We start from the raw sequence: 26,515 nt of genomic DNA, 5'->3' as shown, positions 1-26,515 counted from the left end.
TTATTTATTAGTTTTAATGTTTCCAGGTGCTCGTCGGTACTGATATGGTTCTTGTAATTCAAAGCCTAGTTCATTGGCGGCTATTCTTGGGAAGTATGGATTGCGAAGTAACTCACGTCCGATAAAAATTAAATCTGCCTCGTTAGTTTTTAAAATTTGCTCTGCTTGTGATCCAGTTGTAATTAATCCTACTGCGCCTGTTGCAATGTTAACATGTTCCTTAATATGTTTAGCATATTGTACTTGATACCCAGGATACACATCAATATGTGCCGGTACAACAGCACCAGAACTACAATCGATTAAATCTACCCCCTGTTCTTTCATCCATCCTGTATACTGTACATAATCTTGAACCGTTAACCCGTCAGGATGATAATCATTTGCCGAAATACGAACAAATAACGGTCCGTTCCAAACTTCATTTACAGAATCAATGATTTCGCGTAAGAAACGATAGCGATTTTCAGGTGAGCCCCCGTATTCATCAGTCCGCTTATTGGAAAGTGGAGAAAGAAATTCATTAATAAGATAACCGTGAGCGCCGTGTAATTCAATAATGTCAAATCCAGCTTGTTTAGAGCGGAAAGCTGCTTTTTGAAAAGCGGAAACAGTTTCTTTAATTTGCTGTTTATTCATTTCTACTGGTATTTTCATTCCGTCGCTAAATGGAACTGCTGAGGGGGCGAAAGCGTCTGTTTCTAATTCAGCCTTTCTTCCGGCATGAGCGAGTTGAATGGCTGCTTTTGCACCGTTATCACGTATAAAAGTTGTCGTTTTATGTAAGCCTTCAATTAGACAGTCATCCCAAATGCCTAGGTCTTTGTTAGAAATTCGTCCTTCAGGTAACACAGCTGTTGCTTCAATCATAACTAGACCTACTTGACCAGCGGCCCTGGTTCCATAATGGACGAGATGAAAATTAGTTACTTGGCCATCCTCATTCTCTGATGAATACATGCACATAGGCGACATAACGATACGGTTTTTTAGTGTAACGTCCTTAATTGTATAGGGTGAAAAAAGTTGGGAATGCATCAAATAGCCTCCTTGATTGAATTTTCTTACATTGTATCATTCTCTTTTTTGTTTCCCTAACAAAACGCTTATACGAAAAATTTTGTCTATTCGTGTTACAATGACTAATATGAAATGAATTGGAGGATGACATATGTATCAGGCATATTATGAAAGTGAATTAGGTTTGCTGGAAATTACAGCGAATGATAAAGGAATTACGTCTGTTATATTTGTTGATGAACGACAAGAAGAACGTACAAATGAAATGATAGATCAGTGTATAAATGAGCTAGAGGAATATTTTAAGGGGAAAAGAAAAGAGTTCACGGTTCCGTTGTCTGCTGAGGGAACATTATTTCAAAAAAATGTATGGGATGCGCTCTATACTATTCCGTACGGCGTAAGTGCTTCATATTTAGATATTGCGGAGAAGGTCGGCAATACAAAAGCTGTACGAGCGATAGGAGGAGCAAATAGCCGGAATCCAATTTCAATTATCGTTCCATGTCACCGTGTAATAGGAAAGAGTGGAAAGCTTGTTGGGTATGCGGGTGGTTTATGGAGGAAAGAGTGGTTATTGAAGCATGAAGGTATTTTAAAATGAAGTGTGGATGGAAAGAGGGATCGTTTTGAAATGTATAAATTGTGGGCGACCTTGTACTAATGATCAGTTAAATTGTGCAAATTGTCAACGGAATTTGCATAATGAACAAGGGGAAAGTAGCTCGTTAATAGACAAAGAATTAGAAGTATATGTAGGGAGACAATATCCGTATTACAAAAGAAAATGGGAGCTTGAGAACAAGCGAATTGCTAGGTGGAGCTGGAATGGTTTGGCTACTATTTTCAATGTAGGTTGGCTTGGATATCGTAAGCATTATTTACCTGCTGCTTTATTTATACTGTTATTAGTAGCATGTGATGCGTTTTCTTATTATATGGGGTTCAACGTAGCGTTGCCAATCATTAATATGGTGCCTCTTACGTTTTTATTACTCGTTTTTATTCTATTTGGGATGGGGATTTTTGCGAATGGATTATATTATCAATTTGCAGAAAGGCGTATATATCGAATAAAAGCACGGGGAATTAAAGATGAATCGGTTGAAAATTATCTCATCCGTGATAGTGGTGGAACGAGTAAAATGGGAGCAACAATCGTAACTATTTTAGCAGTTGCTAGCCTTCTTTTAAGCCATTTCTTTTTTCCGACTGATCGAGATATTATACAAAAAGTACGTACAAGTTCGCTTTATGAATATCCATTCTTTTCGATTGGTGAATCGTTTGAAAGCTATTTTCAAAATTCAGGGTGGATATATTATCGTGGATCGGAAGGTATGGAATTAGTAGAATTTCAAGGATACAGCCCAGGGATGCCAAGACAAAAAGTTACAATTCAATTTATTGTTGATTATAAACTGAGTGAAATTGAACCATACTCCCTTACGATTAATGGTGAATCTAAAAATGAAGAAGAGTTTTTGAAGATGATGGAAGAAATATTCAAGGTTCAAAATCCGTTTGAAATAGAGGATGGATTGCAAGTAAAAGTGATAGAAAAAGAAGCGGATGGAAAGAACTTTCTATCTGCTTCTTTTTTTGTGTGTGAAAAATAATATTTGAAATAATCTGAATCTTTTGTATAATAATATGTATTATACTAGATTTCATTTATACATATAGATTGGGGGAAGGAAGAATGAAGAGAAAGGTAACAACGATTGCTGCAGTTGCATTATCAACTAGTGTATTGGTTGCAGGTTGCGGAAATGGGGAGAAGGCATCTACAACAAAGAAAGAAGCAGGTAAGGGAGTAGCAGATAAGCAAGTATTAAACTTACTAGAAACAGCAGAAATTCCTTCAATGGATACATCAAAATCAACGGACTCAGTATCATTCCGGGCCTTTGTAAATGCAATGGAAGGGCTATATCGTTTAGATAAGGACAATAAGCCAACTCCAGGTATGGCAAAAGATGTGAAGGTTAGTGAGGATAAAACGACATATACATTTGAATTACGAGATGCGAAATGGTCTAATGGCGATCCAGTTCGAGCGCAAGACTTTGTATATGCATGGCAACGTGCATTAGATAAAGCAACGGCAGCTGAGTATGCATTTATTTTATTTGATGTGAAAAATGCACAGAAAGTAAATAAAGGAGAATTACCGCTAGATCAATTAGGAGTGAAAGCGAAGGATGATAAAACGTTAGTAGTAGAATTAGAACAACCAGCACCATATTTCCTTGAGCTGACTTCATTCCCAACATTTTTCCCTTTAAATGAAAAATATGTAAAAGAACAAGGGGATAAATATGCATTAGAAGCAGATAAATTATTATACAATGGACCATTTACTATGAGTCAATGGAAACATGAACAAAGTTATCAGTTAAAGAAAAACCCTAATTATTGGGATAAAGATACTGTAAAGTTAGAAGAAATTAATGTAAGTATTGTGAAAGAAACGAGCACAGGAGTAAATTTATATGATAGTGATCAAGCAGATCGAGTTATTTTAAGTTCTGAATTTGTTGATAAATATAAAAAGAATAAGCCAGATGAATTTAAAACAAAGTTAGATCCACGTATGTATTTCTTGCGCTTTAACCAAAAAAATGCAACATTTAAAAACCAAAAAGTACGTGAAGCAATTGATTTGGCATATGATAAAAAAGGAATTGCGAATGTTATTTTAAATGACGGATCATTGCCAGCATATTTCTTAGTACCTGAAAAATTTACGACAGGGCCAGATGGGAAAGATTTCCGTTCTGTAAATAAAAATTTCCGTGACAGTAAAGATAATGCAGAAAAAGCAAAAAAATTATGGGAAGAAGCGAAGAAAGAACTTGGCCAAGATACAATTACAGTAGAATTTCTGAATGATGATAACGGTAGCCGTAAAAAAGTGGGCGACTTTATTAAAGAAGAGTTAGAGAAAAATTTACCGGGTCTAAAGGTGAATTTGAAACAACAACCATATAAGCAGAAGCTAGATTTAGAAAAGAAATTTGAATATGAATTCTCATTATCTGCTTGGAGTCCAGATTATCCAGATCCAATGACTTATATTGATATGTTTGTAACGGGAAGCTCATTTAATGAAATGGATTATTCTAATCCGAAGTATGATGATTTAGTAGCAAAATCAAAAGGAGAATTATTAAAAGATGATGCAGCACGTTGGAAAGCACTTGCGGAAGCTGAAAAAATCTTAATTGGTCAAGACGCTGCAATCTCACCTACGTATCAACAAAGTACGGCTTATTTAGAGAAGACATATGTAAAAGGTATCGCTAACCATACGTTTGGTGGAGACTTCAGTTATAAATGGGCATATATTACAAAGAAATAGTATAATAAAAGATGAGTGAATTTTCGCTCATCTTTTTTGTATAAGGGGGAGCTATAGTTGTTAAGGGGAATCAATCATCTCTGTTTTTCGGTTTCAGATTTAGAAAAATCTATTGTGTTTTACGAAAAAATACTAGAAGGAGAATTATTGGTTAAAGGAAGAAAGCTTGCATATTTTAATATATGCGGAGTGTGGGTAGCACTTAATGAAGAGGTACATATTCCAAGAAATGAGATTCATCAATCTTATACGCACATTTCATTCACTGTAGAACAAGAAGATTTTAATTGTTTGTTAAAGCGATTAGAAGAAAATGAAGTTCATATTTTAAAGGGCAGAGAACGAGATGTGAGAGATTGTGAATCTATATATTTTCAAGATCCAGATGGCCATAAATTTGAGTTTCATTCAGGGACACTGCAAGACCGTCTAAATTATTATAGGGAAGAAAAACCTCATATGACATTTTACTAAGGGGGAAAGAAGTTGCATGCACTTGTAATTGGTGGAACAGGAATGCTAAAGAGGGTTTCTGTGTGGCTTTGTGAGCAAGGGTTTCATGTTTCTATTATTGGGAGAGATGAAGGGAGATTAGAAAATGTTAAGCGAGCGAGTATTACACCAGAAAATATCACATGTCTTCCTTTAGATTATCATAATGACGATGATCTAAAGCGATCTATTACAAATACAATTGAACAGAATGGTCCAATTACATTAGTAGTTGCATGGGTACATTCGAGTGCTAAGCATGCATTACGACTCATTTGTAATGAGGTTGAATTGTCATCGGAAAAGTACAGTTTATTTCATATATTAGGTAGTAGTGCATCGCGTACGAAGTCACAAAAAATAGGTGGGGCATTATGTAGTTATTATAGAATTATATTAGGGTTTATTTTAGAAGATACATATGCAAGATGGCTTACTCATGAAGAGATTGCTGACGGAGTTATAAAAGGAATTGAAAGTAAATGTACAGAATGGATTGTCGGGAGAGTAGAGCCGTGGGAATCACGGCCAAAATGGTAAGGGGGCATGGGAAATGAAGACAACGGTATATGTAACAAGGCACGGTGAGACAGAATGGAATGTAGCAGGGCGGATGCAAGGACGGAAAAATTCAGCATTAACAGAAAATGGTATGATACAAGCGAAACAATTAGGGGAGCGTATGAAGGATTTACCACTCCATGCCATATATAGTAGTCCAAGCGAAAGAACGCTTCATACTGCTGAATTGATTAAAAGGGAACGCAATATTCCAATTATAGCGGATGAACGTTTCTATGAAATAAATATGGGGACATGGGAAGGGCAAACAATTGCCGATTTGGAAATGCAATATCCAGAAGAAGTGCATTTATTTTGGAATGAACCACATCTTTTTCAGTCAACATCAGGGGAAAACTTTGCGGCCGTTCATAAAAGAGTAATTGAAGGGATACACTTTCTTTTAGAAAAGCATAAAGGAGAAAATATTTTAATAGTTACTCATGCAGCAGCAGCGAAACTACTTGTAGGACATTTTGCAGGTCTTGAAATTGAACATGTATGGGGAGAGCCATTTATGCATAGCGCGAGTCTTAGTGTGATTGAATTTGATGAAGATCTTGGCAAAGTAAAACAATTTGCAGATATAAGTCATTTTCAGTAAACGTAAAAAAGGTCGCAAAGCGACCTTTTTTTGGTGGGCATAAAAAACTAGCAATTACGTTTTTTATACCAGAAGTGATCGAATTTTTTATTCTTGCAAGAAGAAGACTTGTGTCTGCTATCTTTGCAATCATTCCATTTGTGCCCGTCATCGTGACAGTCTTTACCATGATCACAATCGTCATCGCAAGAGCTACCGTGTCCGTGAGGGAAGAATTCGCATTTTTTACAGAAACTTCGTTTTGTCCAGAAAAATTTCTTTTCAAAGCGTATGCATTTTGTAACGAAAGTACAATGTTTTCTGCGAGTACGTTTTGTAACTAAAACGCATTCTTTTCTACGAGTAACCTTTGTAACGAAAGTCCATTTTTGAACGCGTACACGAGTACATTTTGTAACAAAAGTCCATTTTTTTACATGAGTACATTTTGTAACGAAAGTACAATGTTTCACGCGAGTACACCTTGTTCTTGGACATTTACGCCCTGTTGTACATTTACGCCCTGTTGTACATTTACGCCCTGTTGTACATTTACACCCTGTTGTACATTTATGATGATCATCATCGCAATCAAAAGTACTTGGATCTTGATGTAAGAAATCCTCCATCCCAGCACTTTTGATTTCTTCAACAGCTTTTCTAATATCACGTTTCATAGAAATCCTCCTTATCATGTATTAAAGTGAAAAGGTATTCTTTTTCCTTAACATGATATGAGAGATGAAGTCTTTCTGAACAGGACAAGAGTGTAATTTTATATAAATAGATGATAGCGGATGTATGGACAAGACAAGGCGCATACATTGAATGAAGAGAACTGAGAAGGGATGAGAAAACATGCTGCCTTCATATGATTTTTTTGTTCATCCAATGTACTTAGTGGAATTGAAAAAGGACATTTGGTCAGATAGTCCAGTGCCAGCAAAATTAACTTATGGAAAAAAGAAGTATGACATTGATATCGTATACCGAGGGGCTCATATTCGCGAATTTGAGAAAAAGTCTTATCATGTTATGTTTTATAAACCGAAAAAATTTCAAGGCGCGAAAGAGTTTCATTTAAATTCTGAGTTTATGGATCCGTCTCTCATACGAAATAAATTATCTTTAGATTTTTTTCATGATATTGGTGTACTTTCGCCAAAATCACAACATGTATTTATAAAAATTAATGGTCAAATTCAAGGTGTGTATTTACAGTTAGAATCAGTTGATGAAAACTTTTTGAAAAATAGAGGGTTGCCGAGTGGTTCTATTTATTATGCGATAGATGATGACGCAAATTTTTCTCTAATGAGCGAGAGAGATAAAGATGTTAAGACAGAGCTCTTTGCGGGTTATGAATTTAAATATTCGAATAAAAATAGTGAAGAACAACTGAGTGAATTTGTATTTCAAGCGAATACTTTGTCGAGGGAAGATTATGAAAAAGAAATCGGGAAGTTTCTACATGTAGATAAATATTTACGATGGTTAGCTGGAGTTATTTTTACACAAAACTTTGATGGTTTTGTTCATAACTATGCACTGTATCATAATGATGAAACAAATTTATTTGAAGTGATACCGTGGGATTACGATGCGACTTGGGGAAGGGATGTACAAGGGAGACCGCTTAATCATGAGTACATTCGGATTCAAGGGTATAATACGTTAAGTGCGAGATTGTTAGATATACCTGTTTTTAGAAAACAATACCGAAGTATTTTGGAAGAAATATTAGAAGAACAATTTACCGTTTCGTTTATGATGCCGAAAGTAGAAGGTTTGTGTGAATCGATTCGTCCATATTTACTACAAGATCCATATATGAAAGAAAAATTAGAAACATTTGATCAAGAAGCTGATATGATTGATGAATATATAAATAAAAGAAGGAAGTATATACAAGACCACTTACATGAATTGGATTAATTTTGAAAGAGATTGGAACATTATCAATCTCTTTTTTTGTATAATAAAGATGTATCAATTGAATTGACGTAATATTTATTTAATAAAGAATGGAGATGTGGAAACATGACAGTCAAGTGGATTGATTGGGTAAAACAAATACAATCTATAGCTCAAGCGGGTTTAACGTATTCTAAGGATGTGTATGATATAGAGCGTTTCCAACAATTACGGGATCTTTCCATTTCAATGATGTCACATTACACCAAGACAGATTGGGAAGTTGTAGAGAATTTATTTGCAAGTGAGACAGGCTATCAAACACCTAAAGTTGATATAAGAGCAGTCGTTTTTCAAAATGAAAAGTTATTATTTGTGAAAGAAAAAAGTGATAGGAAATGGGCATTGCCAGGTGGATGGGCTGACATTGGTTATACGCCAACAGAAGTCGCAGCGAAAGAAGTATTAGAAGAGACAGGTTATAAAGTAGATCATTTTAGGCTACTAGCAATATTCGATAAAGAAAAACATCAACCATCGCCTTCAGCAACGCATGTATATAAGATTTTTATTGGCTGTAATATTGTTGGTGGGGAAAAGAAAGTTAGTATTGAAACGGAAGAAATAGAGTTTTTTGGTGAAGATGAATTGCCGGATTTATCAATTGCTAGAAATACAGAAGAGCAGATTAAAGAAATGTTTGCCTACATGAAAGACCCGCAGAAAGAAAAAATAATAGATTAATACTGTTTGAATTGTACATATTGTTAAAATGAAGATATTGGCAGATGCCAATCTTTATGTGATAATGGGATGGTATGTGAAGAAAAAAGGAGATAGAAAAGAAAATGTTAGCAAACATAATAGATCAGTTATTGCAATTCTTTGCAAGTCTAGGATACTTTGGAGTAGCGCTAGGTTTAATGATTGAAATTATCCCGAGTGAAATTGTTCTTTCATATGCAGGATTTTTAGTTGCAGAAGGAAAAATTAGTTTTGTCGGAGCTGTTATCGCTGGAACAATTGGTGGTACTTTAGCGCAAATCTTTTTATACTGGCTTGGATACTACGGAGGGCGTCCGGTTGTTGAAAAATACGGGAAATATTTACTTATTAATAAGCATCATCTAGATATTGCAGAAAATTGGTTTAAACGATACGGGGCAGGTGTAATATTCTCTGCACGCTTTATCCCAGTTGTACGCCATGCTATCTCTATTCCAGCAGGATTAGCTAAGATGCCGTTAAAGCTCTTTACACTGTATACAGTAGTAGCGATTATTCCATGGTCAATACTATTTATATACTTAGGTGAAAAGCTTGGTGGAAATTGGAGACATATTAAAGAGTATGCATCTGATTACACACATTACATAATTATAGGAGCTGTTCTCTTTGTGGCTCTATATTTCGGTTTAAAGTATTTAAAAAAGAAAAAAGCAGCGCGTTAAAGTCAATGATTTTTCATTGGCTTTTTTTATTGTTTCAGTTCTAAAAAAAAGAAGTTGTCCATAATGTGTAATAATAAAGCGTAGCGGGGGAATGTGATGAAAGGATCACCGTTTTTACGTGGAACGATATTTTTAACGATGGCAACGATGATATCTAAAATGTTAGGGTTCATATATGTTATACCATTTACAGCAATGGTAGGTACGAGTGGGTACGTATTATATACGTATGCATACCGTCCTTATACAATTATGCTTAGTATTGCAACGATGGGATTGCCACTTGCCGTTTCAAAAATGGTATCAAAATATGATCAATTGAATGATTATCATACGGTTAAAAGAGTATTAAAGAGTGGTATCGTTTTTATGTTTATAATGGGAGTTATTTCATGTTTTACACTATATATATTAGCTCCACATTTAGCTAAACTTGTAATTGATGGAAATGATCAAACTGGGAATAGTATAACGGCGGTCGCAAATAACATTCAAATTGTAAGTTTTGCGCTAATACTTGTACCAGTAATGAGTTTGTTAAGGGGCTTCTTTCAAGGATTTCAATCGATGGGGCCTTCTGCACTAAGTGTAGTTGTTGAGCAATTTTTTCGAGTCTTAACCATTTTAATAGGAAGTTTTGTTGTTTTATATGTTTTAAAAGAGTCTATTTCGCTAGCGGTTGGTATTTCAACGTTTGGTGCATTTATGGGAGCTATAGGTGGATTAACGGTTTTAAGTGCGTATTATGTAAAAAGGAGAAGGCACTTAAAGAAAAAAGAGATGGCAAGTATACAACAAACAACGAAATCTTTTTTCTCGTTATATAGGGAGCTCTTTACATATTCAATACCGTTTGTTGTGGTTGGTTTAGCAATTCCGTTGTATCAGACAATTGATACATTTACAATTAATAAACTACTTATACAAATAGGATATATGCAAGGAGAAGCTGAAAAGATTAATGCGATAATTGGTCTTGTTCAGATGGTTGTACTCATTCCTGTTTCCGTTGCGACCGCTTTTAGTATGTCTCTTGTACCGGAGATGACGAAAGCTTATACAGCAGGAAATACAAAATTGTTGTACAAACATTTTACGAGGACGAATGTATTAGTAGTAGGGATTACGGTACCAGCCGCAATTGGGATGATGGTATTAGCTAAGCCAGTATATACTCTTTTATTTGGTGCCGGGAATGATCCGGAGATGGGGAGAATCATTTTACAGTACTATGCTCCTGCTTGTATACTATTTTCACTCTTCACAGTAACGGCTGCAATGCTACAAGGAATCAATCAACAGCAGAAAACAGTTCTAGGATTAGTAATCGGAATAATTGTAAAGATAGTTTTAAATATTGTATTGCTACCGTATTTTGATTATGTGAGTTTTATTATTTCAACATATGCTGGCTATACGATTTCAGTCGGCTTTAACTTGTGGATGCTTTCTAAATATGTTATAAAGGCAACATAAGCTTTTTTAAAGGCAGAGAATACTCTGTCTTTTTCTATGTTTACAAGATTTTTCTTAAAAAAACGTTTTCAAAATAATTTTTCTATTGAAATTTAATCGTTTGTTCCATATGCTGAAAATAGCGGTTCAAAAACTGTTGTTTAAGTGAGGTAGATTCCTACATGTAAAAAGAATCGGGGTGATAGTATGTTAAATATTTATTTAACAGACCGAAACGGAAAACTACAAGAGATTGAGGAAATGCAAAAGGGCTGCTGGATTAATGTACTTCATCCAACAGAAGAAGAAATTCAGTATCTAGTACAAACTTTAAATGTAGACTTAGATTTCATTAAAGACCCTTTGGATGATGAAGAACGCTCTCGTATTGAAAAGGAAGACAATAATACTTTAATTATCGTGGATATTCCGACAGTCAGACATGATGAAGAAGGAAATTCAATTTATGACACGATTCCAATAGGTATGATTGTAATGCCAGATTGTTTTGTTACTATTTGCTTAGAAGAAAATCCAATTTTTGAACGATTTATTAATCAACGTATTAAAGAATTTTATACGTTTAAAAAGACGCGCTTCGCACTTCAGCTCTTATATACAATTTCTACTTATTATTTAAGATACTTAAAGCAAATTAATCGAAAAACAATCGATTTAGAGCACCAATTAAATAAGTCGATGAAAAATAAAGAAATTTTCACATTGCTAGGTCTAGAAAAAAGTTTAGTTTACTTTACAACATCATTAAAGGCCAATAAGATTGTAATTCAAAAATTAATGCGAAACAGTACATTTTTGAAAATGTATGAAGATGATCAAGATTTACTAGAAGATGTATTAATTGAAAATAAGCAGGCTATTGAAATGGCGGAAATATATAGTCACATTTTAAGTGGAATGATGAATACATTTAGTTCGGTTATATCAAATAATTTAAATAGTGTTATGAAACTGTTGACTTCAATTACAATCATTTTATCATTACCAACGATGGTTTCTAGTTTCTTTGGAATGAATGTAAAGGTCCCGTTTGAAGGGGAAGCACATGGTTTTGTAATTGTACTTATTATATGTGTAACATTATCTTTCACTTTAGCATTTGTTTTTTGGAAGAAACGTTACTTTTAATGATAGGAAAGCTGATCTAGCATAGTTATAAAACTGCGCTAGATCAGCTTTTTTTGCTATGAAATCTCAATTTTGGAACAGAATATATATTGTGAAATGTAATGTGTATGAAGGTTGTGAATTCTGGATAACCCTTGTTCAAATAATAAAATGGGGTTAAAATTACATATTGTTAAAGAAAAGTTGGAGGAAATACATCATGGAATTGTTTCAATTACCGAAAGCATTCCTGCAAATGAATACAATCTTTATCTCAATATTAATCGAAGCACTTCCGTTTGTGCTAATTGGTGTATTTATTTCAGGATTCATTCAAATGTTTGTGACAGAAGATATGGTGGCAAAATGGATGCCGAAGAACCGATTTCTGTCTGTTTTATTAGCTACTTTTTTAGGCATGATGTTTCCTGGATGTGAATGTGGAATTGTTCCGATTGTAAGACGATTAATCGGAAAAGGCGTTCCACCATACGCAGGGATTGCATTTATGTTAACTGGACCGATTATTAATCCAGTTGTACTATTTGCAACATATGTTGCTTTTGGAAGTAGTATGCACATGGTATGGTATCGTTCTATTGTAGCGATTATCGTAGCAATTATTGTTGGAATTATATTATCATTTATGTTTAAAGAACATCAATTAAGAGATGATCACTTCCCAGAAGTGAATCATAAGCGTCCATTACGTACAAAAATGTGGGATGTATGTACACATGCTGTTGAGGAATTTTTCTCAATGGGGAAATATTTAGTGTTAGGAGCGTTAATTGCTGCTGCAGTTCAAACGTTTGTACAAACTTCAACATTGCTTGCTATTGGACAAGGTCCGTTTTCTTCATCAGCTGTAATGATGGGACTTGCTTTTATTTTATCACTTTGTTCAGAGGCAGATGCATTTATTGCTTCTTCGTTCCAAAGTACATTTTCAACAGCGTCACTTGTCGCGTTCCTTGTTTATGGACCGATGGTGGATATTAAAAATATGTTTATGATGCTTGCAACATTTAAAACAAAATTTGTAATTGTCGTGACGGTTACAGTTACACTTGTTGTATATGCAAGCTCACTACTCATTTATGCGATGGGGTGGTAGGTTATGTTTCGAGCATATATATTATTAGGTTTTACAATATTAATTGGACAGCTTCATATTTCCGGTAACATTACGAAGTATATAAATATGAAGTATGCCTATTTATCAAAAACGGCAGCTATTATTTTAGGTTTCTTAACGATTGTACAAATTATTATCGTTTTCCAGAAAGAGCACCAAAAGGAAAAAGAGAAACATGATTGTAGTTGTGATCATAGCCATTGCGGTCATGATCATTCGAAAGATGAGAATACATGGTGGAAAAAAGTATTTTCGTATTCATTGTTCTGTTTTCCAATCATTTCAGGTTTGTTTTTCCCGATTGCAACATTAGATTCGGACATTGTTAAAGCGAAGGGTTTTCATTTCCCTGTTGCCCAAGCGGAAAGTAAAGATCCATTTATGACAAGACAATTTTTAAGACCGGATACGAGTATTTATTACGGGAAAGAAGGATATCGTGGTGTAATGGAAAAAGGGAAGAAAGAGTTTGTTACGAAAGATAATATCACTTTAAAAGATGAAGATTTCTTAAAGGGTATGGAGACAATTTATAATTATCCTGGTGAATTTACTGGTAAAACCCTGTCTTATAAAGGATTTGTTTTCCGAGATGATTCTTCTAAAAAGGAACAATATTTCTTATTCCGTTTCGGTATTATACATTGTGTAGCGGATTCGGGTGTATATGGTATGTTAGTTAAAAAACCAGAAGGTGTAGAGTGGAAAAATGATGATTGGATTCAGGTAGAGGGAGAAATTTCAACTGAATTTTATCAGCCGTTCCATGCAAATATTCCTGTTTTAGAGGTAACGAAATGGAATAAAGTTGAACAGCCGAAAGAACAATATGTATTTAGAGGAGCCGATTGATAAAATCGGTTCTTTTTTATGGACTAAAAGTTCTAAAGATTGTTAATATTAAACGTGTAGTTCATGAGATGTAGTGTATATTGGGATATTAGGGATGAATAATTAAAGGGGTGATAACAATGACTGAAGTAAAGGGTAAAACAGCTAATGAATCAAGAGTGTTTAAAACGAGCCGAGTATTTCCAACAGATTTAAATGATCATAACACGCTATTTGGTGGAAAGATATTGGCGGAGATGGATATGGTTGCTTCAATTTCAGCAACGAGACACTCGAGAATGGAATGTGTCACAGCGTCTATGGATTGGGTAGATTTCTTACACCCAGTTCGTTCTTCAGATTGTGTTAGTTATGAATCTTTCGTAATTTGGACGGGAAGAACTTCTATGGAGATTTTTGTGAAAGTAGTAGCGGAAGATTTAATTTCAGGTGAAAAACGTGTAGCGGCAACTTCATTCGTTACTTTTGTTGCGCTTAGTAAGGAGAATAATCCAGTTCCTGTACCGCGTGTTATCCCTGAGACAGAAGAGGAGAAAGAATTGCATCGAATTGCTGTGTTACGTGCAGAGCAACGCCATATTCGTAAGGCAGAGAGTAAGAAGGTAGCTACACTGTTAACTTTTTGATGAAACATACTTTCCCGGTGGTACTAGTATTGGAATAGGCTAGGGGATTTTTGAAATGAAAAGCGGACACCTAAAATTAGGTGTCCGCTTTTATAGTTTTTTCATCCACATATCGTATTACAATAACTGCTTAGCAGAAGCAAGCAGCACCTACGATAATTAAGAGGATAAATAATACGACTAGTAGCGCAAATCCATTACCATGTGCGAAGCCCATTGTTATTTCCTCCTTTTATTTTAAGATACAACATAGAATATGCAAATGAGCTCCTGTTTGATATGGACGTATATCATGCAATGACATATTTTTTGAATGGTAATGTTAAAAAAAAGGAAAGATATAGGAATAACAGTATTTAGAGAAAGGAACATATCCATGAAGCACTTTTTAATTGTAATACTTTGTTTTATAGGTGTATTCATATGGATGAACATCGATGTGGAAATGGGGAAGAAAATGGCTAGTGGATATGAATTAGAACAAATTCGATTAGGGGATTTTCAATTATATACGAACGGTGATGAGTTATATAAAAGTTTATTTGAGGATGTAAATCGTGCAGAAAAGAATGTGTATATTCATTTTTATATTGTAGGAAAAGATGAAGTAAGCCAAAAATTCTTACAGTTATTAGAGAAAAAAGCATCTAGCGGAGTAGATGTGAAATTGTCAGTAGACCGTATCGGCGGATATAAGCTTAAGAAAAAGATAATTAATCAATTAAAAGAAAAAGGCGTGAAGTTTACATTTAGTAAAAAACCTAAATTAAAAAACTTATTTTATTCTTTGCATCAACGTAATCATAGACGCATTGTTACAATAGACGGGAAAGTTTCGTACATCGGTGGCTTCAATATCGGAAAGGAATATCTTGGACAGGATCCTAAATTTGGTCCGTGGCGTGATTATCATGTACGCATCGAAGGGAATGGAGCTACTGATATGGAAAGGAAGTTTGCGGAAGATTGGCAAGAAGATACGGGAGAAAAGTTTCCTATACATCAAGAGTTACCTGTAAAAGGAAATGTAAAATATCAATACGTATTTTCGAATGGAAAAGGTTTATGGAAGGAGTATGGAGCGTTTTTAAAGAAGGCAAAACATTCTTTAATTATCGCTACACCATATTTTGTACCGAGTAAAGAAATGGTGAAGGGGCTGAAAGATGCATTAAATCGTGGTGTCCGTGTAAAAATCCTCGTCCCATTTAAAAGTGATGCCGTATTGTTAAAACAGGCTGCCTATCCTTATTTGAAAGACATGTTAGATGCTGGAGCGGAGATTTATCAATATCGAAATGGATTTTTTCATGGGAAAGTAACAATCATTGACGAGGAAATGGTTGATATTGGTACAGCAAATTTTGATAATAGAAGTTTTTACATAAATAACGAATCTAACTGTTTCATATATGATAAGACAGTCGTTGCTGACGTCTGGAGTCGACTAAAAGAAGACTTTCATAAATCAAAACGATTTTCTGAAGAAGATTTTGAGAAAATTAGTAGATGGGATTGGTTTCTAGCAAGAATATCAAATGTTATCGCATCATATTTATAGTATAGAGATGAAATAGGAAGGGAGGCGCTTTAATGGGTTGTATGAAAGAATTGATGACATATAGTTACACACTTATATATAAAGTTGGAGAATATACGAGCAAGGTTCGAGATGAAGAATTAAAGGGTATTTTGCAGCATCATTTGCCGTATATGTTACAAGCATATAATGAACAAGTGAATTTTCAAGAAGGAGAAAATATACAACATATAACTTGTAAACAAATGTGTCCGGAATTTCCTGATATGGATAGGGAAACAGATAATGAGTATACAGGGGATATTGGGATTGCTATTTGTTATATTACACATTTGAAACGATTAGCATTAAAGTTTGCTCAAGTGGCAGTAGAAGTTGCGAACCCGGAATTTCGTTCTTTTCTTGAAAATTGTTTTGTGAAAATGAACCGTTATGCATATAATGTTTGGCAATATGTTGTGAAGAAGGAATATAAGATTAAACATGTATATGAAAATGAAAAATTCGCGTGAAAAGCTAAGGCGGAATGAAAGGCGCCTTAGTTTTTTTATGTTCAATTAGAGGGTGAAGATTAAAGAGTGGGTTTGTTATCGGAATATTTACAAAAATTTACTATATCTTTACTATTTTTAAATCTTTCCTTTAAAAATAAAGAGTAATATGGGATTGTACATATTCTATCAAAGGGAGGAAACGCAAATGAACAAATGGGTTAAGTCATTAACTGCTATGGCACTTGCAAGTTCTTTATTAATGGTAGGTTGTAGTAAAGGTGAGGATAAAAAGAAAGAGGATGACACAACTTCGCAGCAAGATGAAAAGAAAGATAAAGAAACAAGTGGAACAGAAAAGTCTTCTGATTCAAAAGAAAAGAAATAAAGTGAAACTTTATTTAATCAGTGGAGGTTTTGTCCATCCCCCACTGAATATTATCCCGCAAATAGCAGGATAAATGGATAATAGAGCTTCCTCACATATATGGGGAAGCTTTTTTGTTGTATATTTGTAAGTTTTGCGGAAAAATAGAGAGATAGAATGGAAGAGGGGGATAGTATATGAAAGTATGTATATTAGGAGCGACAGGTAGAGTAGGTTCACACATTTTGAAGTTAGCATTACATGATTCATATGAAGTGACAGTATTAGTTCGTGATTTGAGTAAAGTGGAAATAGAGCATGAAAGGTTACATATTATAGAGGGAAATGTATTAAATGAAAATGATATAACGGAAGCAGTGAAAGGGTGCGATTTTGTAATTAGTACTCTTGGAACAGATGGGAATGGAACGTTAGCAAAGAGTTTTCCAATTATTATAAAATGTATGGAAAAAGAGGACATAAAGAAGATAGTTACAATAGGAACTGCTGGCATTTTACAAGCACGAACAAATCCAAGTATATATCGTTTCCAGTCAAATGAATCGAAAAGAAAAACAACAACAGCAGCGGAAGATCATTTAGCTGCCTATGTAGCGCTGGAAAATAGTAAACTTTGCTGGACTGTTGTTTGTCCAACGCATTTAATAAATGGTGATGAAACTGGTTTATATCGAACTGAAAAAGATATGTTGCCAACAGATGGATCGAAAATCACAGTTGGTGATACAGCTCATTTTACATGGAGTTTACGTAATAAAAGCTTATACGAGAAAAGCCGAGTAGGTATTTCATATTAAAAAACCATCCCCAAATAGGGATGGCTAAAAAATGATATAGCATACAAAGATGATAATCATAATGATTTGGAGAATGGCTTTGGCTACTGTACTACTTAAAAAACCGACTACAGTTGCAATTCCGACTAAAAGGGCGTCTTTTGGCGCCTTTTTATGCATTAGTTCCGTAATAAATACAGATAAGAACGGTATGATAATAAGCCCGAATGGTGGGAAGAAGAACGATCCGACAATGATAGAAACCATACCAACACGTTCGCCCGATTTTGTACTTCCGTATTTTTTTAGGAAGTATCCATTTGCAATAAAGTCAGCAACGAAAATGAAGAGTGTAAAAATGACTTGAATAATCCAAAAAGATGTCGTTAACTCTCCGCCGTTTATTCCAAAATGATAAATGAAATAGCCAGCCCATACGGCAAGGATGCCAGGGATAATGGGGTATATAAAGGCAAGAAATGAAACAATGAAACAAGCAATGATACAAATTGTTAATAAAACAGTCACTTTATAACTCCTTTGTAGTATCTAATTTATGTACAGCAATCTTTTTAATTTGATGCCCATCAAGTTCTAATGCTTTAAATTGAAAACCATCATATTCAACTGAATAGCCAGCCTCAATATTTAAATCAATTGATTGAGAGAGAAGCCAACCACCAATTGTATCTAAATCACTTTCATCGATATGTAGGCCAAACATATCATTTACTTCAGAAATGAGTACTTTCCCATCTAAAACAGTAAGCTTAGGAGTACGCTTTTCGATCATTGGTGATTCGTCTGCGTCAAATTCATCTTGAATTTCTCCGATAATTTCTTCAAGAATATCCTCCATCGTTAAAAGGCCAGCAGTTCCACCGTATTCATCCATAACAATCGCCATTTGTACGCGGTTCTTTTGGAGGTGTATTAACGTTTTACGAATGGGAACTGTTTCAAATACAGTTAAAACAGGATGTATGTAGGCATCAAGTGGTTTGTAAATGCCTTTTGTTTGATTATGAAAAATCTCTTTCGTATTTATCATTCCGATAATATCATCCTTATCCTTTTCAATAATAGGATAACGTGTATACTTTTCAGTTGCAACGATTTTCATATTTTCTTCTAACGTATTTTCAGTAGATAAACAAACCATTTCAGTTCTAGGTACCATAATTTCTTTAGCAACACGATCATCAAATTCAAAAATATTATTTACATATTTATATTCGGTTTGATTAATTTCGCCGCTTTTATAGCTTTCACCTAAAATGAGTCGTAGTTCTTCTTCGGAATGAGCAAGTTCATTTTCTTTTGCAGGTTCTAAACCGAGTAATTTTGTGAAAAATATAGCTGCACTATTGAGAAGCCAAATGAACGGATACATAATTTTATCAAATAAAATAAGTGGTTTTGCAAATTTTAATGTGATTGCTTCTGCTTTTTGGATTGCGAAAGACTTAGGAACTAACTCTCCTAATACAACATGGAAAAAAGTAATAACACTAAAAGCAATAATAAAGGATAACGTGTTAGCCATCGTTCCAGTAATATTGATTTTTTCAAATAGCGGTCGTAGTAAATGCTCCACAGTTGGTTCACCAAGCCAACCAAGTCCTAAAGAGGTGATAGTAATGCCAAGCTGACAAGCGGATAAATAAACATCTAAGTTAGATAAGACGCTTCTTGCAGCTAATGCTTGCTTATTACCTTCATTGGCAAGTTGATCGATTCGACTTTTTCGTACTTTTACAACAGCGAATTCTGATGCAACGAAAAAGCCAGAAATAAGGATAAGTATAAAGATGAGAAAAATATTTAATATGTCCAAGTGTGTTCTCTATTCCAAAGTTTGGAATAAAGATGTCACCTCCTGCAATTATGTTATACTTTTATAATAAATCTAAATGAAAAGATTAGTCAAAGAAAATGGGTAAATAATGGTAGGTTTTAATAGTGGTTTTTTAATTTGCTGTTATTTTGTCCTCTATATAATAGGAATAACCGTCTACATTTAATTTAAGTAGACGGTTATTCTATGTTATGGTTTCGAAATACTTCTAGTTAAAGTATAGGTATTTTGTTTAGTGTAGTTTGTTGTCCATAAAGCTTGGAGAAACGATAAGATGCTATATGGAATATAAAGTAGTAATAAACCAATTGTAACAACTATAGGTGCTTTTCCGCCAAATTGAACGACAAATTGTAATAGTCCGTTTGTGTGAAAAATACATTCCATAAAAACGAATGAAAGAATAATGGAACTTAAAATAGATTTATGATTGGAAGTAAGGGCAATAAATAATGTATCAATAAGAAAAGATGAATTTTTTATTTCGTATTCATTAGTATTATTTAAGAACGGTAGCCATTTTTTAATTGCTTGCATAACGATAATCATGGAAGTGCTACATACGATGATAAAAGAGGAGAAGAAAGGAAAATTTATGAATTTCGCGATATAGAGAAGTGATAATAGCACTGAACATTGTAATATCACAGTGCTAAAAGAATATGGTATCCAGCGAAATAAAGAACTGCACTTTTTTAATGAATTGGGTGCTTTTAAAAATAGATGACCAATTCCTAGACTTATAAAGAAACCGATTACAAGAGTGAATGTGAAACGAACGATCGATAAAAAATAAATTTCCCATATGTAGGGGAACAGTGGTGACGAATGATTAGAGGTATGTATTATATTTTGTGCATGTATAAGCTGACTTGCTGAGAAAAGGATAGGTTCATGCATCCAATCAATTGTTGGAATTGAAATGGAAGAAGGCTGTGCAAAATTATGAAAAATGCTTACAAATCCAGTTAAATAAGAGTAATTATGTGTAATGAATAATGCTGGAATAGGACTAATGACAAAAATAATCAAAACACCGACCATGAATTTACATATATGTGAGCGCAATAAGGACATACAATCACCTACTCTTTGAATATTCAGAAAATTCTTATTCTTATTTTAGCCTTTTTCGGATGAAGTTACAACATATTTTTCTCGAAGTAGGTTAGAGAGAATATACTATACTGTGATTATCCCGCTTTAACGGGCAGTAAGACTCCACCTCAAAATGCGGCGAATGCGTAGAAGTTAGGTGGGGAGATCAACTGCCCGTAAAAGCCCGATTGGTGAAGGCTAATAATAAGTGGGGTGGGAAAATCCCCACTTATTAAAGTTTCACTTTAAACAAGTGTATGATTAATGAATAAATTATGACGGAAAAATGAACAATTTTCAGAAAAATAAAATAAATCATTTATTTTTTTCTGAAAATATAATATAGTTATGGCACAGAAAGTATTTTAACATAAGGAGGCTGTTTATGAGGATTAAAGGGAATTATGTGCCGAAAAGGGAAGTTTTATTTTGCTTAAGTTCAATAACAATAGGGGAAGCACTGGAGCATTTAAATAAAACTGGCTATCGTTGTGTACCAGTTTTAGATGAAAAAAAAGAGAAATATTTAGGGAATATATATAAAGTAGATATTTTAGAATATAAAGGTTCGCTGGAAGAGAGTGTATTACAATTATTAAACGATAAAGAAGGATATGTCAGAGAAGATTCTTCGTTCTTTAAAGTGTTTTTTACAATAAAAAAATTACCTTATTTATCAGTAGTTGATGAAAAAGGAGTCTTTCTTGGAATTTTAACGCATAAAAAGGTTTTTGAGTTATTAGAAGATGCTTGGGGTGTTCATTCTAGTAAATATTCTGTCATGATTGGGACGCAGGATTATAATGGGGCAATTCAAAAATTATCGACAGTGTTAAAAAAGTATACAGGTATCCAGAGTTTAATGACTTTTGATAATGATGCCTTATTAGTTCGTAGAATTATGTTTACATTAGGAGAAGAGTTTAACGAAGGTGAATTAGAGACGTTATTGAAAGATTTAGAAGATCATGGATTTAGAGTTGTGTATGTGGAAGAGATGAAAAATCCACGTGAAGTTGAAACGATAGAGTAACATGCAAAAGCCATCTAATTATGTTGGATGGCTTTTGCTATGTTACGTGTATAAAATTATTTGGAAATAACGATAGGGTAATAGGTGAGATTGTAAAAATATTTGTGTAAAAGAATAAAAAATGTAGATAATTTTGATTTTCAAAAAAATCAATTTGAAAATATGTTTTTATTTTTCAACTAAATATGTTACTATATGTGTGATAAAAACAAAGAGGTCTGACAACTATACTCCACGCAATACCACTCTAATGAGTTAAATTTTCGAAAAAATCAAAAATTAATAATTAGAGTAAGAATAAGGGGAATGGAGAAATTATGGAGAAAGACACTGCTTTGTAAGGGGCATATTTTATCATCTTGAGCAGAGAGGAGGATGCATAGCATATTGTGAAAAGAGAGATAAACAATGAAAAAGTGCTATGCAAATGAAAAGTATGAAGGGACGTTTAAGGCCAGGTGATACGGTAGCAATTGGTTTAATGTTATTTGCACTATTTTTAGGAGCAGGAAATTTAATTTTCCCACCAGTTTTAGGGCAACAAGCTGGAGAGAATGTTTGGGTTGCTACAATCGGATTCCTTGTAACGGGAGTCGGATTACCCCTATTAGCTGTGACAGCTGTCGCGTTTGTAGAGGGGGACTTGAAAGCGCTATCTTCTAGAGTTCACCCTATATTTGCGTTTATTTTCCCATTGATTAGTTATTTAGCGATTGGACCATTCTTCGCGATTCCGCGTACGGGAGCCGTTTCATTTGAAATGGGTATGAAGCCATTTTTATCAGAGGCATTGGTTTCAGAGTGGTACATGCTATTTATTTTCACTATAATTTTCTTCGGAATAACGTGGTATTTATCATTAAATCCATCTAAGTTAGTGGATTGGTTCGGGAAATTTCTTACACCATTGTTAGTATTGATTGTTGCTGTAATTGTCGGAAAGGCAATTATTGATCCGATTGGAGAACCAGCTGCGCCGCTAGCGGCATACAAAGAAAATGCTTTCTTTGGTGGATTTATTCAAGGATATTTAACGATGGATGCAATTAGTGCGCTTGTATTTGGAATTGTCGTTGTACAAGTTATCCGCTCTAAAGGAATAAAAGAGAGTAGTCAAATTGCAAAAATAACAGTTGTATCAGGTATTATTGCTGTACTTGGTTTAACGTTAATCTATTTATCACTTGCTTATCTTGGTTCAACAAGTACATCACTTGGTGTCTCAGAGAATGGTGGACTTATTTTAACGAATGTTGTAAATGAGTTATATGGAACAAGTGGTAAAATTTTATTAGGACTTGTTATTATACTCGCTTGTTTAACAACTTCTGTTGGATTAACATCAGCTTGTGCTGGCTTCTTTACAAACTTATTCCCAAAACTTTCGCATAAAACGATTGTAACAATGGTATGTGTGTTTAGTTTAATTGTATCTAACCTAGGTTTAACACAATTAATTGCAGTTACTTTGCCAGTGTTAATGATTATTTATCCAGTTGCAATTGTATTAATTGTACTTTCGTATTTCCATAAATGGATTGGAAATCGTAATACAATTTATATTGGAGCTATTTTAGGCGCTTTGTTAATTAGTTTCTTTAACGGTTTAGAAAGTGCGAACATTAAAATTGACGCGATTTCTAACGTATTACAAATGCTACCATTATATAAAGAAGGAATAGGGTGGTTAATCCCAGCATGTATTGGCGGGGTTCTCGGTTTCTTCTTCTATAAATCAAATGAATCAAGTGAGTTACAAAAGAAAGGTGCCTAGGCACCTTTCTTTTTTTTGAAGGGGATTTTTATATTTTGTCTAAGTAGTAATTGGGAGGATTGATATAATGGCTAGTTTTGAAGATTTTTTAAATTTGGATTTGCGTATTGGGACGGTAAGAAAGGCGGAGGAATTTAAAGAAGCAAGGGTTCCTGCAATTAAGTTAGAGATTGATTTTGGAGAGTTAGGGGTTAAGCAATCAAGTGCTCAAATTACGAAAAGGTACAATCCAGAAGATTTAATCGGTCAACAAGTAGTTGCTGTTGTGAATTTCCCGCCAAAACGTGTAGCTGGATTTAAATCAGAAGTGCTTGTTTTAGGGGGAGTACCTGAAGCTGGTGATGTTGTGTTGCTTCAGCCTAATATGGAATTGCCAAATGGAACGAAAATTAGTTAGTGTGAAGGCAGGGGTAAACATGGATATCGGACGAGAATATTTACAATGTGCCATTTCGAATTTCAAGGCAACACAAAAACAAGGAGAACGTGTACTTTCTCAATTATCTTATGAACAGATAATGTGGTGTGCCCATGAAGAGACAAATAGTATCGCGATTATTATTAAGCATTTACATGGTAATATGCGTTCAAGATGGACGGAATTTTTAACGTCTGATGGAGAAAAAATAGATCGTAACCGAGATGGTGAATTTGAAGGTGGCTACAATTCAAAACAAGAAGCGCTTGCTGCGTGGCAAGAAGGGTGGGAGTATGTCTTTAAAACGATGGATACTTTAACAGCAGAGCAGATTTTGCAGAAAGTATACATTCGCGGAGAAGAACACACTGTCATGCAAGCGATCGAAAGGCAAATTGCTCATTATGCTTTACATATTGGACAAATCATTTACATTGGTAAAATGTTAAAAGAAAATGATTGGGAATGTTTAAGTATTCCTAGAGGTCAGTCTACCCGTTATTTAGAGAAAAAACGTTCAACATAATAATATGAAAGAAACCGATATAAAATAGGAAGCAAAAAAATAAGCCAAATGATAGAGGGCTCCGTGAACATTAGAATGATGCCAGCAATAAGCCCATATGTAATAAGAAAGAAACCAAAGAGTGTATTAATAGGAATAAAACGTGAGACAAATAATTGCTGATTTTTGAAACAAGTGTTGTGAAATAAATAAAAGCGGAAATACCGTGTAGAGGTAATAAGATCTTTCTTTCGCGCAATTCTTTTTTTGCATGTATGACAGATGAACGGTGGTTGCATTTCATTACGCTCCATTTTTTATATTTGTAATAATGTAAGACAAAAGTAAGTATAAAGTGTATATCCCTATATATGCTCCTGATATAAGAAAAAATGGATTTAGTAAAATTCCATGAATGCTTGTCATGAAAACTAAATTTTGTATTAAAACATCATATATAGTAATAGAAATTATAGTCCCAAGTACATACAATGCTAGGTACGCAGAAATATGGAGCACAATACGAATTTTAGGATGTAAAGCAAGTAAATAAAAAGTAATTGATAGAGCGATTGGTAATGATCCTATTAATAGCTTCAATTCATTTCACCTCATTAACAATATAGCCGGAATTTAAGCGGTCTATTCTCTAGAGCTTGTACATAACTTGAAATAGAGAGGGTGATAGTATGAATCGAGGCTTTTTTTACGTGAAATTAACAAGTGTACGCAAATTAATTTTATTTGTTATTACTACGGTATTAGCGACTTTTTTTCTTATTAGTTTAATGGTAACTTCCATGAAAGAGACGAAGTCAACGTATTTATATAATTGGTTGAATGAGTTATCAATGAATGGTTACATGTACGTTATTGGGAAAGAAAATCATTATTTTACACAGGAGTACCGGAATTTGAATCAAGACTTTTCTATCTCTTCATTCCTCTTTTCGATGGCTACAAATATTCGTTTTGATGATGTACGTAGTTTTGTCGGGAAAGAACTTCCGGGATTTGGGAAATATGATACAGAAATCGTTATAGCAGGTGAAGGAACAAATTACTCCAACTTACCGATAGAATCGAGTGTTCCTCTTGAAGAAGTAGTGAAAGAACGGACTGGAGAAGGTGGACAAGCGCCAAAGCCTGATACGAATAAAGAGAAGAAACAACCATCTCAAACGACTGGAAAAAGACAAGTTGCATTTATATATCATTCACATAGCTGGGAATCTTATTTGCCGTTACTTAACTTAACAAATGATCCTAATCCAAATAAAGCAACGAGTTCTGTAACGAATATTTCAATAGTTGGCGATCGATTGCGAGAACAGTTAGAAAGTGAAGGGATCGGTGCTACTAACGATAAAACTGATGTTGGTCAAAAGTTAATAAGTAAAGGATTAAACAGTAATAGTTCTTATAAACTGTCACGAGAAATTGTACAAGAAGCAATGGCTGGTAATAAAGAACTCCAATACTTTTTCGATTTGCACCGTGATAGTGCACGGAAAAATGTCACGACAAAAACAATTGGAGATAAATCATATGCGAAGCTTGCTTTTGTAATCGGGAAAGGTAACAAAAACTATGAAAAAAACTTACAATTAGCAACTGCGTTACATGAGACGATTAGTAAGAAATATCCGGGAATGAGCCGTGGTGTAATTCAAAAAGGATTCCAAACAGGAAATGGAGTCTATAATCAGGACTTATCAGGACAAGCCATATTAATTGAAGTGGGTGGCGTAGACAATACAGAGGAAGAATTAAATCGATCGATAGATGCACTTGCTAAGGCATTTGGAGAATATTTTTGGCAAGCCGAAAAAGTGAATGGATAAAGTGAAAATTTAATTGGTGAGTGCTCATCCTACTGATTAGTAGCCCTTACCAATCAGGCTACCCGTTAATACGGGATAAACGTAAGCAAGAAGCTTACGTTTATTTGTTTGTTCATAATCTATAGATAGAAAGAAGTGTCACATTATAGACAAAATTCCCTATTATTATATTGATATCGAAATTTGTCTATTTATAGTAAGAAATT

Annotated in this window: 31 protein-coding genes; 23 read left to right on the top strand and 8 right to left on the bottom strand. The window is 34.2% G+C overall.

Translation table 11 applies throughout. The features are described from left to right. Nucleotides 1-1,038 (bottom strand): NADPH dehydrogenase NamA, encoded by a 1,038-nt coding sequence (gene namA, locus Q3V31_RS01330; protein ID WP_000556056.1) that lies wholly within the window; start codon nucleotides 1,036-1,038, stop codon nucleotides 1-3. A 133-nt stretch (nucleotides 1,039-1,171) separates the two neighbouring features. Here namA and Q3V31_RS01325 point away from each other — a divergent pair, with 133 nt between their 5' ends. From Q3V31_RS01325 to Q3V31_RS01300, 6 genes are all read left to right on the top strand, one after another. After that, a complete protein-coding gene (locus Q3V31_RS01325; protein WP_000283898.1) occupies nucleotides 1,172-1,624 on the top strand; it encodes a methylated-DNA--[protein]-cysteine S-methyltransferase in 453 nt (150 codons plus the stop codon). 25 nt (nucleotides 1,625-1,649) lie between these two features. Continuing rightward, nucleotides 1,650-2,639 (top strand): DUF2628 domain-containing protein, encoded by a 990-nt coding sequence (locus tag Q3V31_RS01320; protein ID WP_033656562.1) that lies wholly within the window; start codon nucleotides 1,650-1,652, stop codon nucleotides 2,637-2,639. 83 nt (nucleotides 2,640-2,722) lie between these two features. After that, the gene (locus Q3V31_RS01315; protein WP_000824549.1) at nucleotides 2,723-4,384 is read left to right on the top strand and encodes a peptide ABC transporter substrate-binding protein; all 1,662 of its coding nucleotides are present in this window, start codon (nucleotides 2,723-2,725) and stop codon (nucleotides 4,382-4,384) included. A gap of 57 nt (nucleotides 4,385-4,441) precedes the next feature. Next, nucleotides 4,442-4,858 carry a FosBx1 family fosfomycin resistance bacillithiol transferase gene (gene fosB / locus Q3V31_RS01310; protein WP_000943777.1) on the top strand — a complete coding sequence of 139 codons (417 nt, stop codon included), beginning with the start codon at nucleotides 4,442-4,444 and terminating at the stop codon, nucleotides 4,856-4,858. Between the two features lie 12 nt (nucleotides 4,859-4,870). Beyond that, complete coding sequence (locus Q3V31_RS01305; protein ID WP_090813201.1) at nucleotides 4,871-5,416, top strand: short-chain dehydrogenase; 546 nt, start codon at nucleotides 4,871-4,873, stop codon at nucleotides 5,414-5,416. A gap of 13 nt (nucleotides 5,417-5,429) precedes the next feature. Then, complete coding sequence (locus tag Q3V31_RS01300) at nucleotides 5,430-6,041, top strand: phosphoserine phosphatase 1 (RefSeq protein ID WP_000859172.1); 612 nt, start codon at nucleotides 5,430-5,432, stop codon at nucleotides 6,039-6,041. Between the two features lie 47 nt (nucleotides 6,042-6,088). On the opposite strand, the gene exsB is transcribed toward Q3V31_RS01300, so the two are convergent. Continuing rightward, entirely contained in the window at nucleotides 6,089-6,697 is a 609-nt protein-coding gene (gene exsB / locus Q3V31_RS01295) for an exosporium protein ExsB (RefSeq protein WP_000817478.1), read from the bottom strand. Between the two features lie 181 nt (nucleotides 6,698-6,878). On the opposite strand from exsB, the gene cotH reads away from it, so the two are divergent. The 8 genes from cotH to Q3V31_RS01255 all read left to right on the top strand — a co-directional run bounded on the left by cotH (nucleotide 6,879) and on the right by Q3V31_RS01255 (nucleotide 14,584). Next, entirely contained in the window at nucleotides 6,879-7,955 is a 1,077-nt protein-coding gene (gene cotH / locus Q3V31_RS01290; protein WP_000937998.1) for a spore coat protein CotH, read from the top strand. Nucleotides 7,956-8,060: 105 nt separating this feature from the next. Beyond that, nucleotides 8,061-8,678: an NUDIX hydrolase N-terminal domain-containing protein gene (locus tag Q3V31_RS01285; protein ID WP_000216927.1), complete on the top strand. Its 618-nt coding sequence runs from the start codon at nucleotides 8,061-8,063 to the stop codon at nucleotides 8,676-8,678. A gap of 104 nt (nucleotides 8,679-8,782) precedes the next feature. Further along, nucleotides 8,783-9,385: an undecaprenyl phosphate transporter UptA gene (gene uptA, locus Q3V31_RS01280; protein ID WP_000880693.1), complete on the top strand. Its 603-nt coding sequence runs from the start codon at nucleotides 8,783-8,785 to the stop codon at nucleotides 9,383-9,385. Between the two features lie 96 nt (nucleotides 9,386-9,481). Further along, nucleotides 9,482-10,861: a putative polysaccharide biosynthesis protein gene (locus tag Q3V31_RS01275; protein WP_000678852.1), complete on the top strand. Its 1,380-nt coding sequence runs from the start codon at nucleotides 9,482-9,484 to the stop codon at nucleotides 10,859-10,861. Between the two features lie 186 nt (nucleotides 10,862-11,047). Then, nucleotides 11,048-11,989 (top strand): magnesium transporter CorA family protein, encoded by a 942-nt coding sequence (locus Q3V31_RS01270; protein ID WP_000932386.1) that lies wholly within the window; start codon nucleotides 11,048-11,050, stop codon nucleotides 11,987-11,989. A gap of 199 nt (nucleotides 11,990-12,188) precedes the next feature. After that, on the top strand, nucleotides 12,189-13,085 hold the full coding sequence (locus tag Q3V31_RS01265) for a permease (RefSeq protein ID WP_000418719.1): 897 nt from the start codon (nucleotides 12,189-12,191) through the stop codon (nucleotides 13,083-13,085). 3 nt (nucleotides 13,086-13,088) lie between these two features. Beyond that, the gene (locus tag Q3V31_RS01260) at nucleotides 13,089-13,958 is read left to right on the top strand and encodes a TIGR03943 family putative permease subunit (protein ID WP_000488064.1); all 870 of its coding nucleotides are present in this window, start codon (nucleotides 13,089-13,091) and stop codon (nucleotides 13,956-13,958) included. A 119-nt stretch (nucleotides 13,959-14,077) separates the two neighbouring features. Then, nucleotides 14,078-14,584, top strand: coding sequence for an acyl-CoA thioesterase (locus tag Q3V31_RS01255; RefSeq protein ID WP_000141174.1), 507 nt, complete (start codon nucleotides 14,078-14,080; stop codon nucleotides 14,582-14,584). A gap of 130 nt (nucleotides 14,585-14,714) precedes the next feature. Here Q3V31_RS01255 and Q3V31_RS01250 read toward each other — a convergent pair whose 3' ends face one another. Continuing rightward, nucleotides 14,715-14,801, bottom strand: coding sequence for a YjcZ family sporulation protein (locus Q3V31_RS01250; protein WP_000505094.1), 87 nt, complete (start codon nucleotides 14,799-14,801; stop codon nucleotides 14,715-14,717). Between the two features lie 159 nt (nucleotides 14,802-14,960). Here Q3V31_RS01250 and cls point away from each other — a divergent pair, with 159 nt between their 5' ends. The 4 genes from cls to Q3V31_RS01230 all read left to right on the top strand — a co-directional run bounded on the left by cls (nucleotide 14,961) and on the right by Q3V31_RS01230 (nucleotide 17,800). Then, nucleotides 14,961-16,145 carry a cardiolipin synthase gene (gene cls, locus Q3V31_RS01245; protein ID WP_002075590.1) on the top strand — a complete coding sequence of 395 codons (1,185 nt, stop codon included), beginning with the start codon at nucleotides 14,961-14,963 and terminating at the stop codon, nucleotides 16,143-16,145. 32 nt (nucleotides 16,146-16,177) lie between these two features. Then, nucleotides 16,178-16,636, top strand: a complete 459-nt coding sequence (locus Q3V31_RS01240; RefSeq protein WP_090813204.1) for a spore coat protein — start codon at nucleotides 16,178-16,180, stop codon at nucleotides 16,634-16,636. Between the two features lie 187 nt (nucleotides 16,637-16,823). After that, a complete protein-coding gene (locus Q3V31_RS01235; protein ID WP_001045959.1) occupies nucleotides 16,824-17,003 on the top strand; it encodes a hypothetical protein in 180 nt (59 codons plus the stop codon). 176 nt (nucleotides 17,004-17,179) lie between these two features. After that, nucleotides 17,180-17,800, top strand: coding sequence for an NAD(P)-dependent oxidoreductase (locus tag Q3V31_RS01230; RefSeq protein ID WP_000861612.1), 621 nt, complete (start codon nucleotides 17,180-17,182; stop codon nucleotides 17,798-17,800). Nucleotides 17,801-17,824: 24 nt separating this feature from the next. Here the strand turns inward: Q3V31_RS01230 and Q3V31_RS01225 are convergent, their stop codons facing one another. The 3 genes from Q3V31_RS01225 to Q3V31_RS01215 form a co-directional block, all read right to left on the bottom strand. Further along, nucleotides 17,825-18,307, bottom strand: coding sequence for a DUF456 domain-containing protein (locus Q3V31_RS01225; RefSeq protein ID WP_000217328.1), 483 nt, complete (start codon nucleotides 18,305-18,307; stop codon nucleotides 17,825-17,827). Nucleotide 18,308: 1 nt separating this feature from the next. After that, the gene (locus Q3V31_RS01220; protein WP_000353723.1) at nucleotides 18,309-19,616 is read right to left on the bottom strand and encodes a hemolysin family protein; all 1,308 of its coding nucleotides are present in this window, start codon (nucleotides 19,614-19,616) and stop codon (nucleotides 18,309-18,311) included. A 210-nt stretch (nucleotides 19,617-19,826) separates the two neighbouring features. After that, the gene (locus Q3V31_RS01215) at nucleotides 19,827-20,714 is read right to left on the bottom strand and encodes a hypothetical protein (protein WP_002075595.1); all 888 of its coding nucleotides are present in this window, start codon (nucleotides 20,712-20,714) and stop codon (nucleotides 19,827-19,829) included. 406 nt (nucleotides 20,715-21,120) lie between these two features. Between Q3V31_RS01215 and cbpA the strand changes: the two genes are divergently transcribed. The 4 genes from cbpA (at nucleotide 21,121) to Q3V31_RS01195 (ending at nucleotide 24,486) form a co-directional block, all read left to right on the top strand. Continuing rightward, nucleotides 21,121-21,768, top strand: a complete 648-nt coding sequence (gene cbpA / locus Q3V31_RS01210; protein WP_001220501.1) for a cyclic di-AMP binding protein CbpA — start codon at nucleotides 21,121-21,123, stop codon at nucleotides 21,766-21,768. A gap of 436 nt (nucleotides 21,769-22,204) precedes the next feature. Beyond that, nucleotides 22,205-23,542, top strand: a complete 1,338-nt coding sequence (gene brnQ4, locus Q3V31_RS01205) for a branched-chain amino acid transport system II carrier protein BrnQ4 (protein WP_406910831.1) — start codon at nucleotides 22,205-22,207, stop codon at nucleotides 23,540-23,542. 67 nt (nucleotides 23,543-23,609) lie between these two features. Further along, nucleotides 23,610-23,939 carry a chaperone CsaA gene (gene csaA / locus Q3V31_RS01200; RefSeq protein WP_000135732.1) on the top strand — a complete coding sequence of 110 codons (330 nt, stop codon included), beginning with the start codon at nucleotides 23,610-23,612 and terminating at the stop codon, nucleotides 23,937-23,939. Next, nucleotides 23,920-24,486 carry a DUF1572 domain-containing protein gene (locus Q3V31_RS01195; protein WP_000440094.1) on the top strand — a complete coding sequence of 189 codons (567 nt, stop codon included), beginning with the start codon at nucleotides 23,920-23,922 and terminating at the stop codon, nucleotides 24,484-24,486. The genes csaA and Q3V31_RS01195 overlap by 20 nt, the downstream gene beginning before the upstream one ends. Here the strand turns inward: Q3V31_RS01195 and Q3V31_RS01190 are convergent. Together Q3V31_RS01190 and Q3V31_RS01185 are read right to left on the bottom strand one after the other, a co-directional pair. Continuing rightward, nucleotides 24,459-24,764 (bottom strand): hypothetical protein, encoded by a 306-nt coding sequence (locus Q3V31_RS01190; protein WP_002100073.1) that lies wholly within the window; start codon nucleotides 24,762-24,764, stop codon nucleotides 24,459-24,461. The two genes, Q3V31_RS01195 and Q3V31_RS01190, sit on opposite strands and share 28 nt — an antisense overlap. A gap of 4 nt (nucleotides 24,765-24,768) precedes the next feature. Beyond that, entirely contained in the window at nucleotides 24,769-25,065 is a 297-nt protein-coding gene (locus Q3V31_RS01185; RefSeq protein ID WP_000770740.1) for a hypothetical protein, read from the bottom strand. Nucleotides 25,066-25,154: 89 nt separating this feature from the next. Here Q3V31_RS01185 and spoIIP point away from each other — a divergent pair, with 89 nt between their 5' ends. Then, nucleotides 25,155-26,309 (top strand): stage II sporulation protein SpoIIP, encoded by a 1,155-nt coding sequence (gene spoIIP, locus Q3V31_RS01180; protein WP_001079312.1) that lies wholly within the window; start codon nucleotides 25,155-25,157, stop codon nucleotides 26,307-26,309. Nucleotides 26,310-26,515: the final 206 nt, after the last annotated feature.

The organism is Bacillus nitratireducens, from assembly GCF_036320425.1.
In the GTDB taxonomy this organism is placed as follows: Bacteria; Bacillota; Bacilli; order Bacillales; family Bacillaceae_G; genus Bacillus_A; species Bacillus_A nitratireducens.
The sequence above is the reverse complement of the archived record's forward strand: the minus strand, read 5'-3'. Positions and strand labels throughout refer to the sequence as shown.

What these genes read in the sequence shown, in the direction of transcription:
- namA (WP_000556056.1), bottom strand. Translation starts at nt 1,038, where the DNA reads ATGCATTCCCAACTTTTTTCACCCTATACAATTAAGGACGTTACACTA.
- Q3V31_RS01325 (WP_000283898.1), top strand. Translation starts at nt 1,172, where the DNA reads ATGTATCAGGCATATTATGAAAGTGAATTAGGTTTGCTGGAAATTACA.
- Q3V31_RS01315 (WP_000824549.1), top strand. Translation starts at nt 2,723, where the DNA reads ATGAAGAGAAAGGTAACAACGATTGCTGCAGTTGCATTATCAACTAGT.
- Q3V31_RS01300 (WP_000859172.1), top strand. Translation starts at nt 5,430, where the DNA reads ATGAAGACAACGGTATATGTAACAAGGCACGGTGAGACAGAATGGAAT.
- exsB (WP_000817478.1), bottom strand. Translation starts at nt 6,697, where the DNA reads ATGAAACGTGATATTAGAAAAGCTGTTGAAGAAATCAAAAGTGCTGGG.
- cotH (WP_000937998.1), top strand. Translation starts at nt 6,879, where the DNA reads ATGCTGCCTTCATATGATTTTTTTGTTCATCCAATGTACTTAGTGGAA.
- Q3V31_RS01285 (WP_000216927.1), top strand. Translation starts at nt 8,061, where the DNA reads ATGACAGTCAAGTGGATTGATTGGGTAAAACAAATACAATCTATAGCT.
- uptA (WP_000880693.1), top strand. Translation starts at nt 8,783, where the DNA reads ATGTTAGCAAACATAATAGATCAGTTATTGCAATTCTTTGCAAGTCTA.
- Q3V31_RS01275 (WP_000678852.1), top strand. Translation starts at nt 9,482, where the DNA reads ATGAAAGGATCACCGTTTTTACGTGGAACGATATTTTTAACGATGGCA.
- Q3V31_RS01270 (WP_000932386.1), top strand. Translation starts at nt 11,048, where the DNA reads ATGTTAAATATTTATTTAACAGACCGAAACGGAAAACTACAAGAGATT.
- Q3V31_RS01265 (WP_000418719.1), top strand. Translation starts at nt 12,189, where the DNA reads ATGGAATTGTTTCAATTACCGAAAGCATTCCTGCAAATGAATACAATC.
- Q3V31_RS01260 (WP_000488064.1), top strand. Translation starts at nt 13,089, where the DNA reads ATGTTTCGAGCATATATATTATTAGGTTTTACAATATTAATTGGACAG.
- Q3V31_RS01255 (WP_000141174.1), top strand. Translation starts at nt 14,078, where the DNA reads ATGACTGAAGTAAAGGGTAAAACAGCTAATGAATCAAGAGTGTTTAAA.
- Q3V31_RS01250 (WP_000505094.1), bottom strand. Translation starts at nt 14,801, where the DNA reads ATGGGCTTCGCACATGGTAATGGATTTGCGCTACTAGTCGTATTATTT.
- cls (WP_002075590.1), top strand. Translation starts at nt 14,961, where the DNA reads ATGAAGCACTTTTTAATTGTAATACTTTGTTTTATAGGTGTATTCATA.
- Q3V31_RS01240 (WP_090813204.1), top strand. Translation starts at nt 16,178, where the DNA reads ATGGGTTGTATGAAAGAATTGATGACATATAGTTACACACTTATATAT.
- Q3V31_RS01235 (WP_001045959.1), top strand. Translation starts at nt 16,824, where the DNA reads ATGAACAAATGGGTTAAGTCATTAACTGCTATGGCACTTGCAAGTTCT.
- Q3V31_RS01230 (WP_000861612.1), top strand. Translation starts at nt 17,180, where the DNA reads ATGAAAGTATGTATATTAGGAGCGACAGGTAGAGTAGGTTCACACATT.
- Q3V31_RS01215 (WP_002075595.1), bottom strand. Translation starts at nt 20,714, where the DNA reads ATGTCCTTATTGCGCTCACATATATGTAAATTCATGGTCGGTGTTTTG.
- cbpA (WP_001220501.1), top strand. Translation starts at nt 21,121, where the DNA reads ATGAGGATTAAAGGGAATTATGTGCCGAAAAGGGAAGTTTTATTTTGC.
- brnQ4 (WP_406910831.1), top strand. Translation starts at nt 22,205, where the DNA reads ATGAAGGGACGTTTAAGGCCAGGTGATACGGTAGCAATTGGTTTAATG.
- csaA (WP_000135732.1), top strand. Translation starts at nt 23,610, where the DNA reads ATGGCTAGTTTTGAAGATTTTTTAAATTTGGATTTGCGTATTGGGACG.
- Q3V31_RS01195 (WP_000440094.1), top strand. Translation starts at nt 23,920, where the DNA reads ATGGAACGAAAATTAGTTAGTGTGAAGGCAGGGGTAAACATGGATATC.
- Q3V31_RS01190 (WP_002100073.1), bottom strand. Translation starts at nt 24,764, where the DNA reads ATGCAACCACCGTTCATCTGTCATACATGCAAAAAAAGAATTGCGCGA.
- spoIIP (WP_001079312.1), top strand. Translation starts at nt 25,155, where the DNA reads ATGAATCGAGGCTTTTTTTACGTGAAATTAACAAGTGTACGCAAATTA.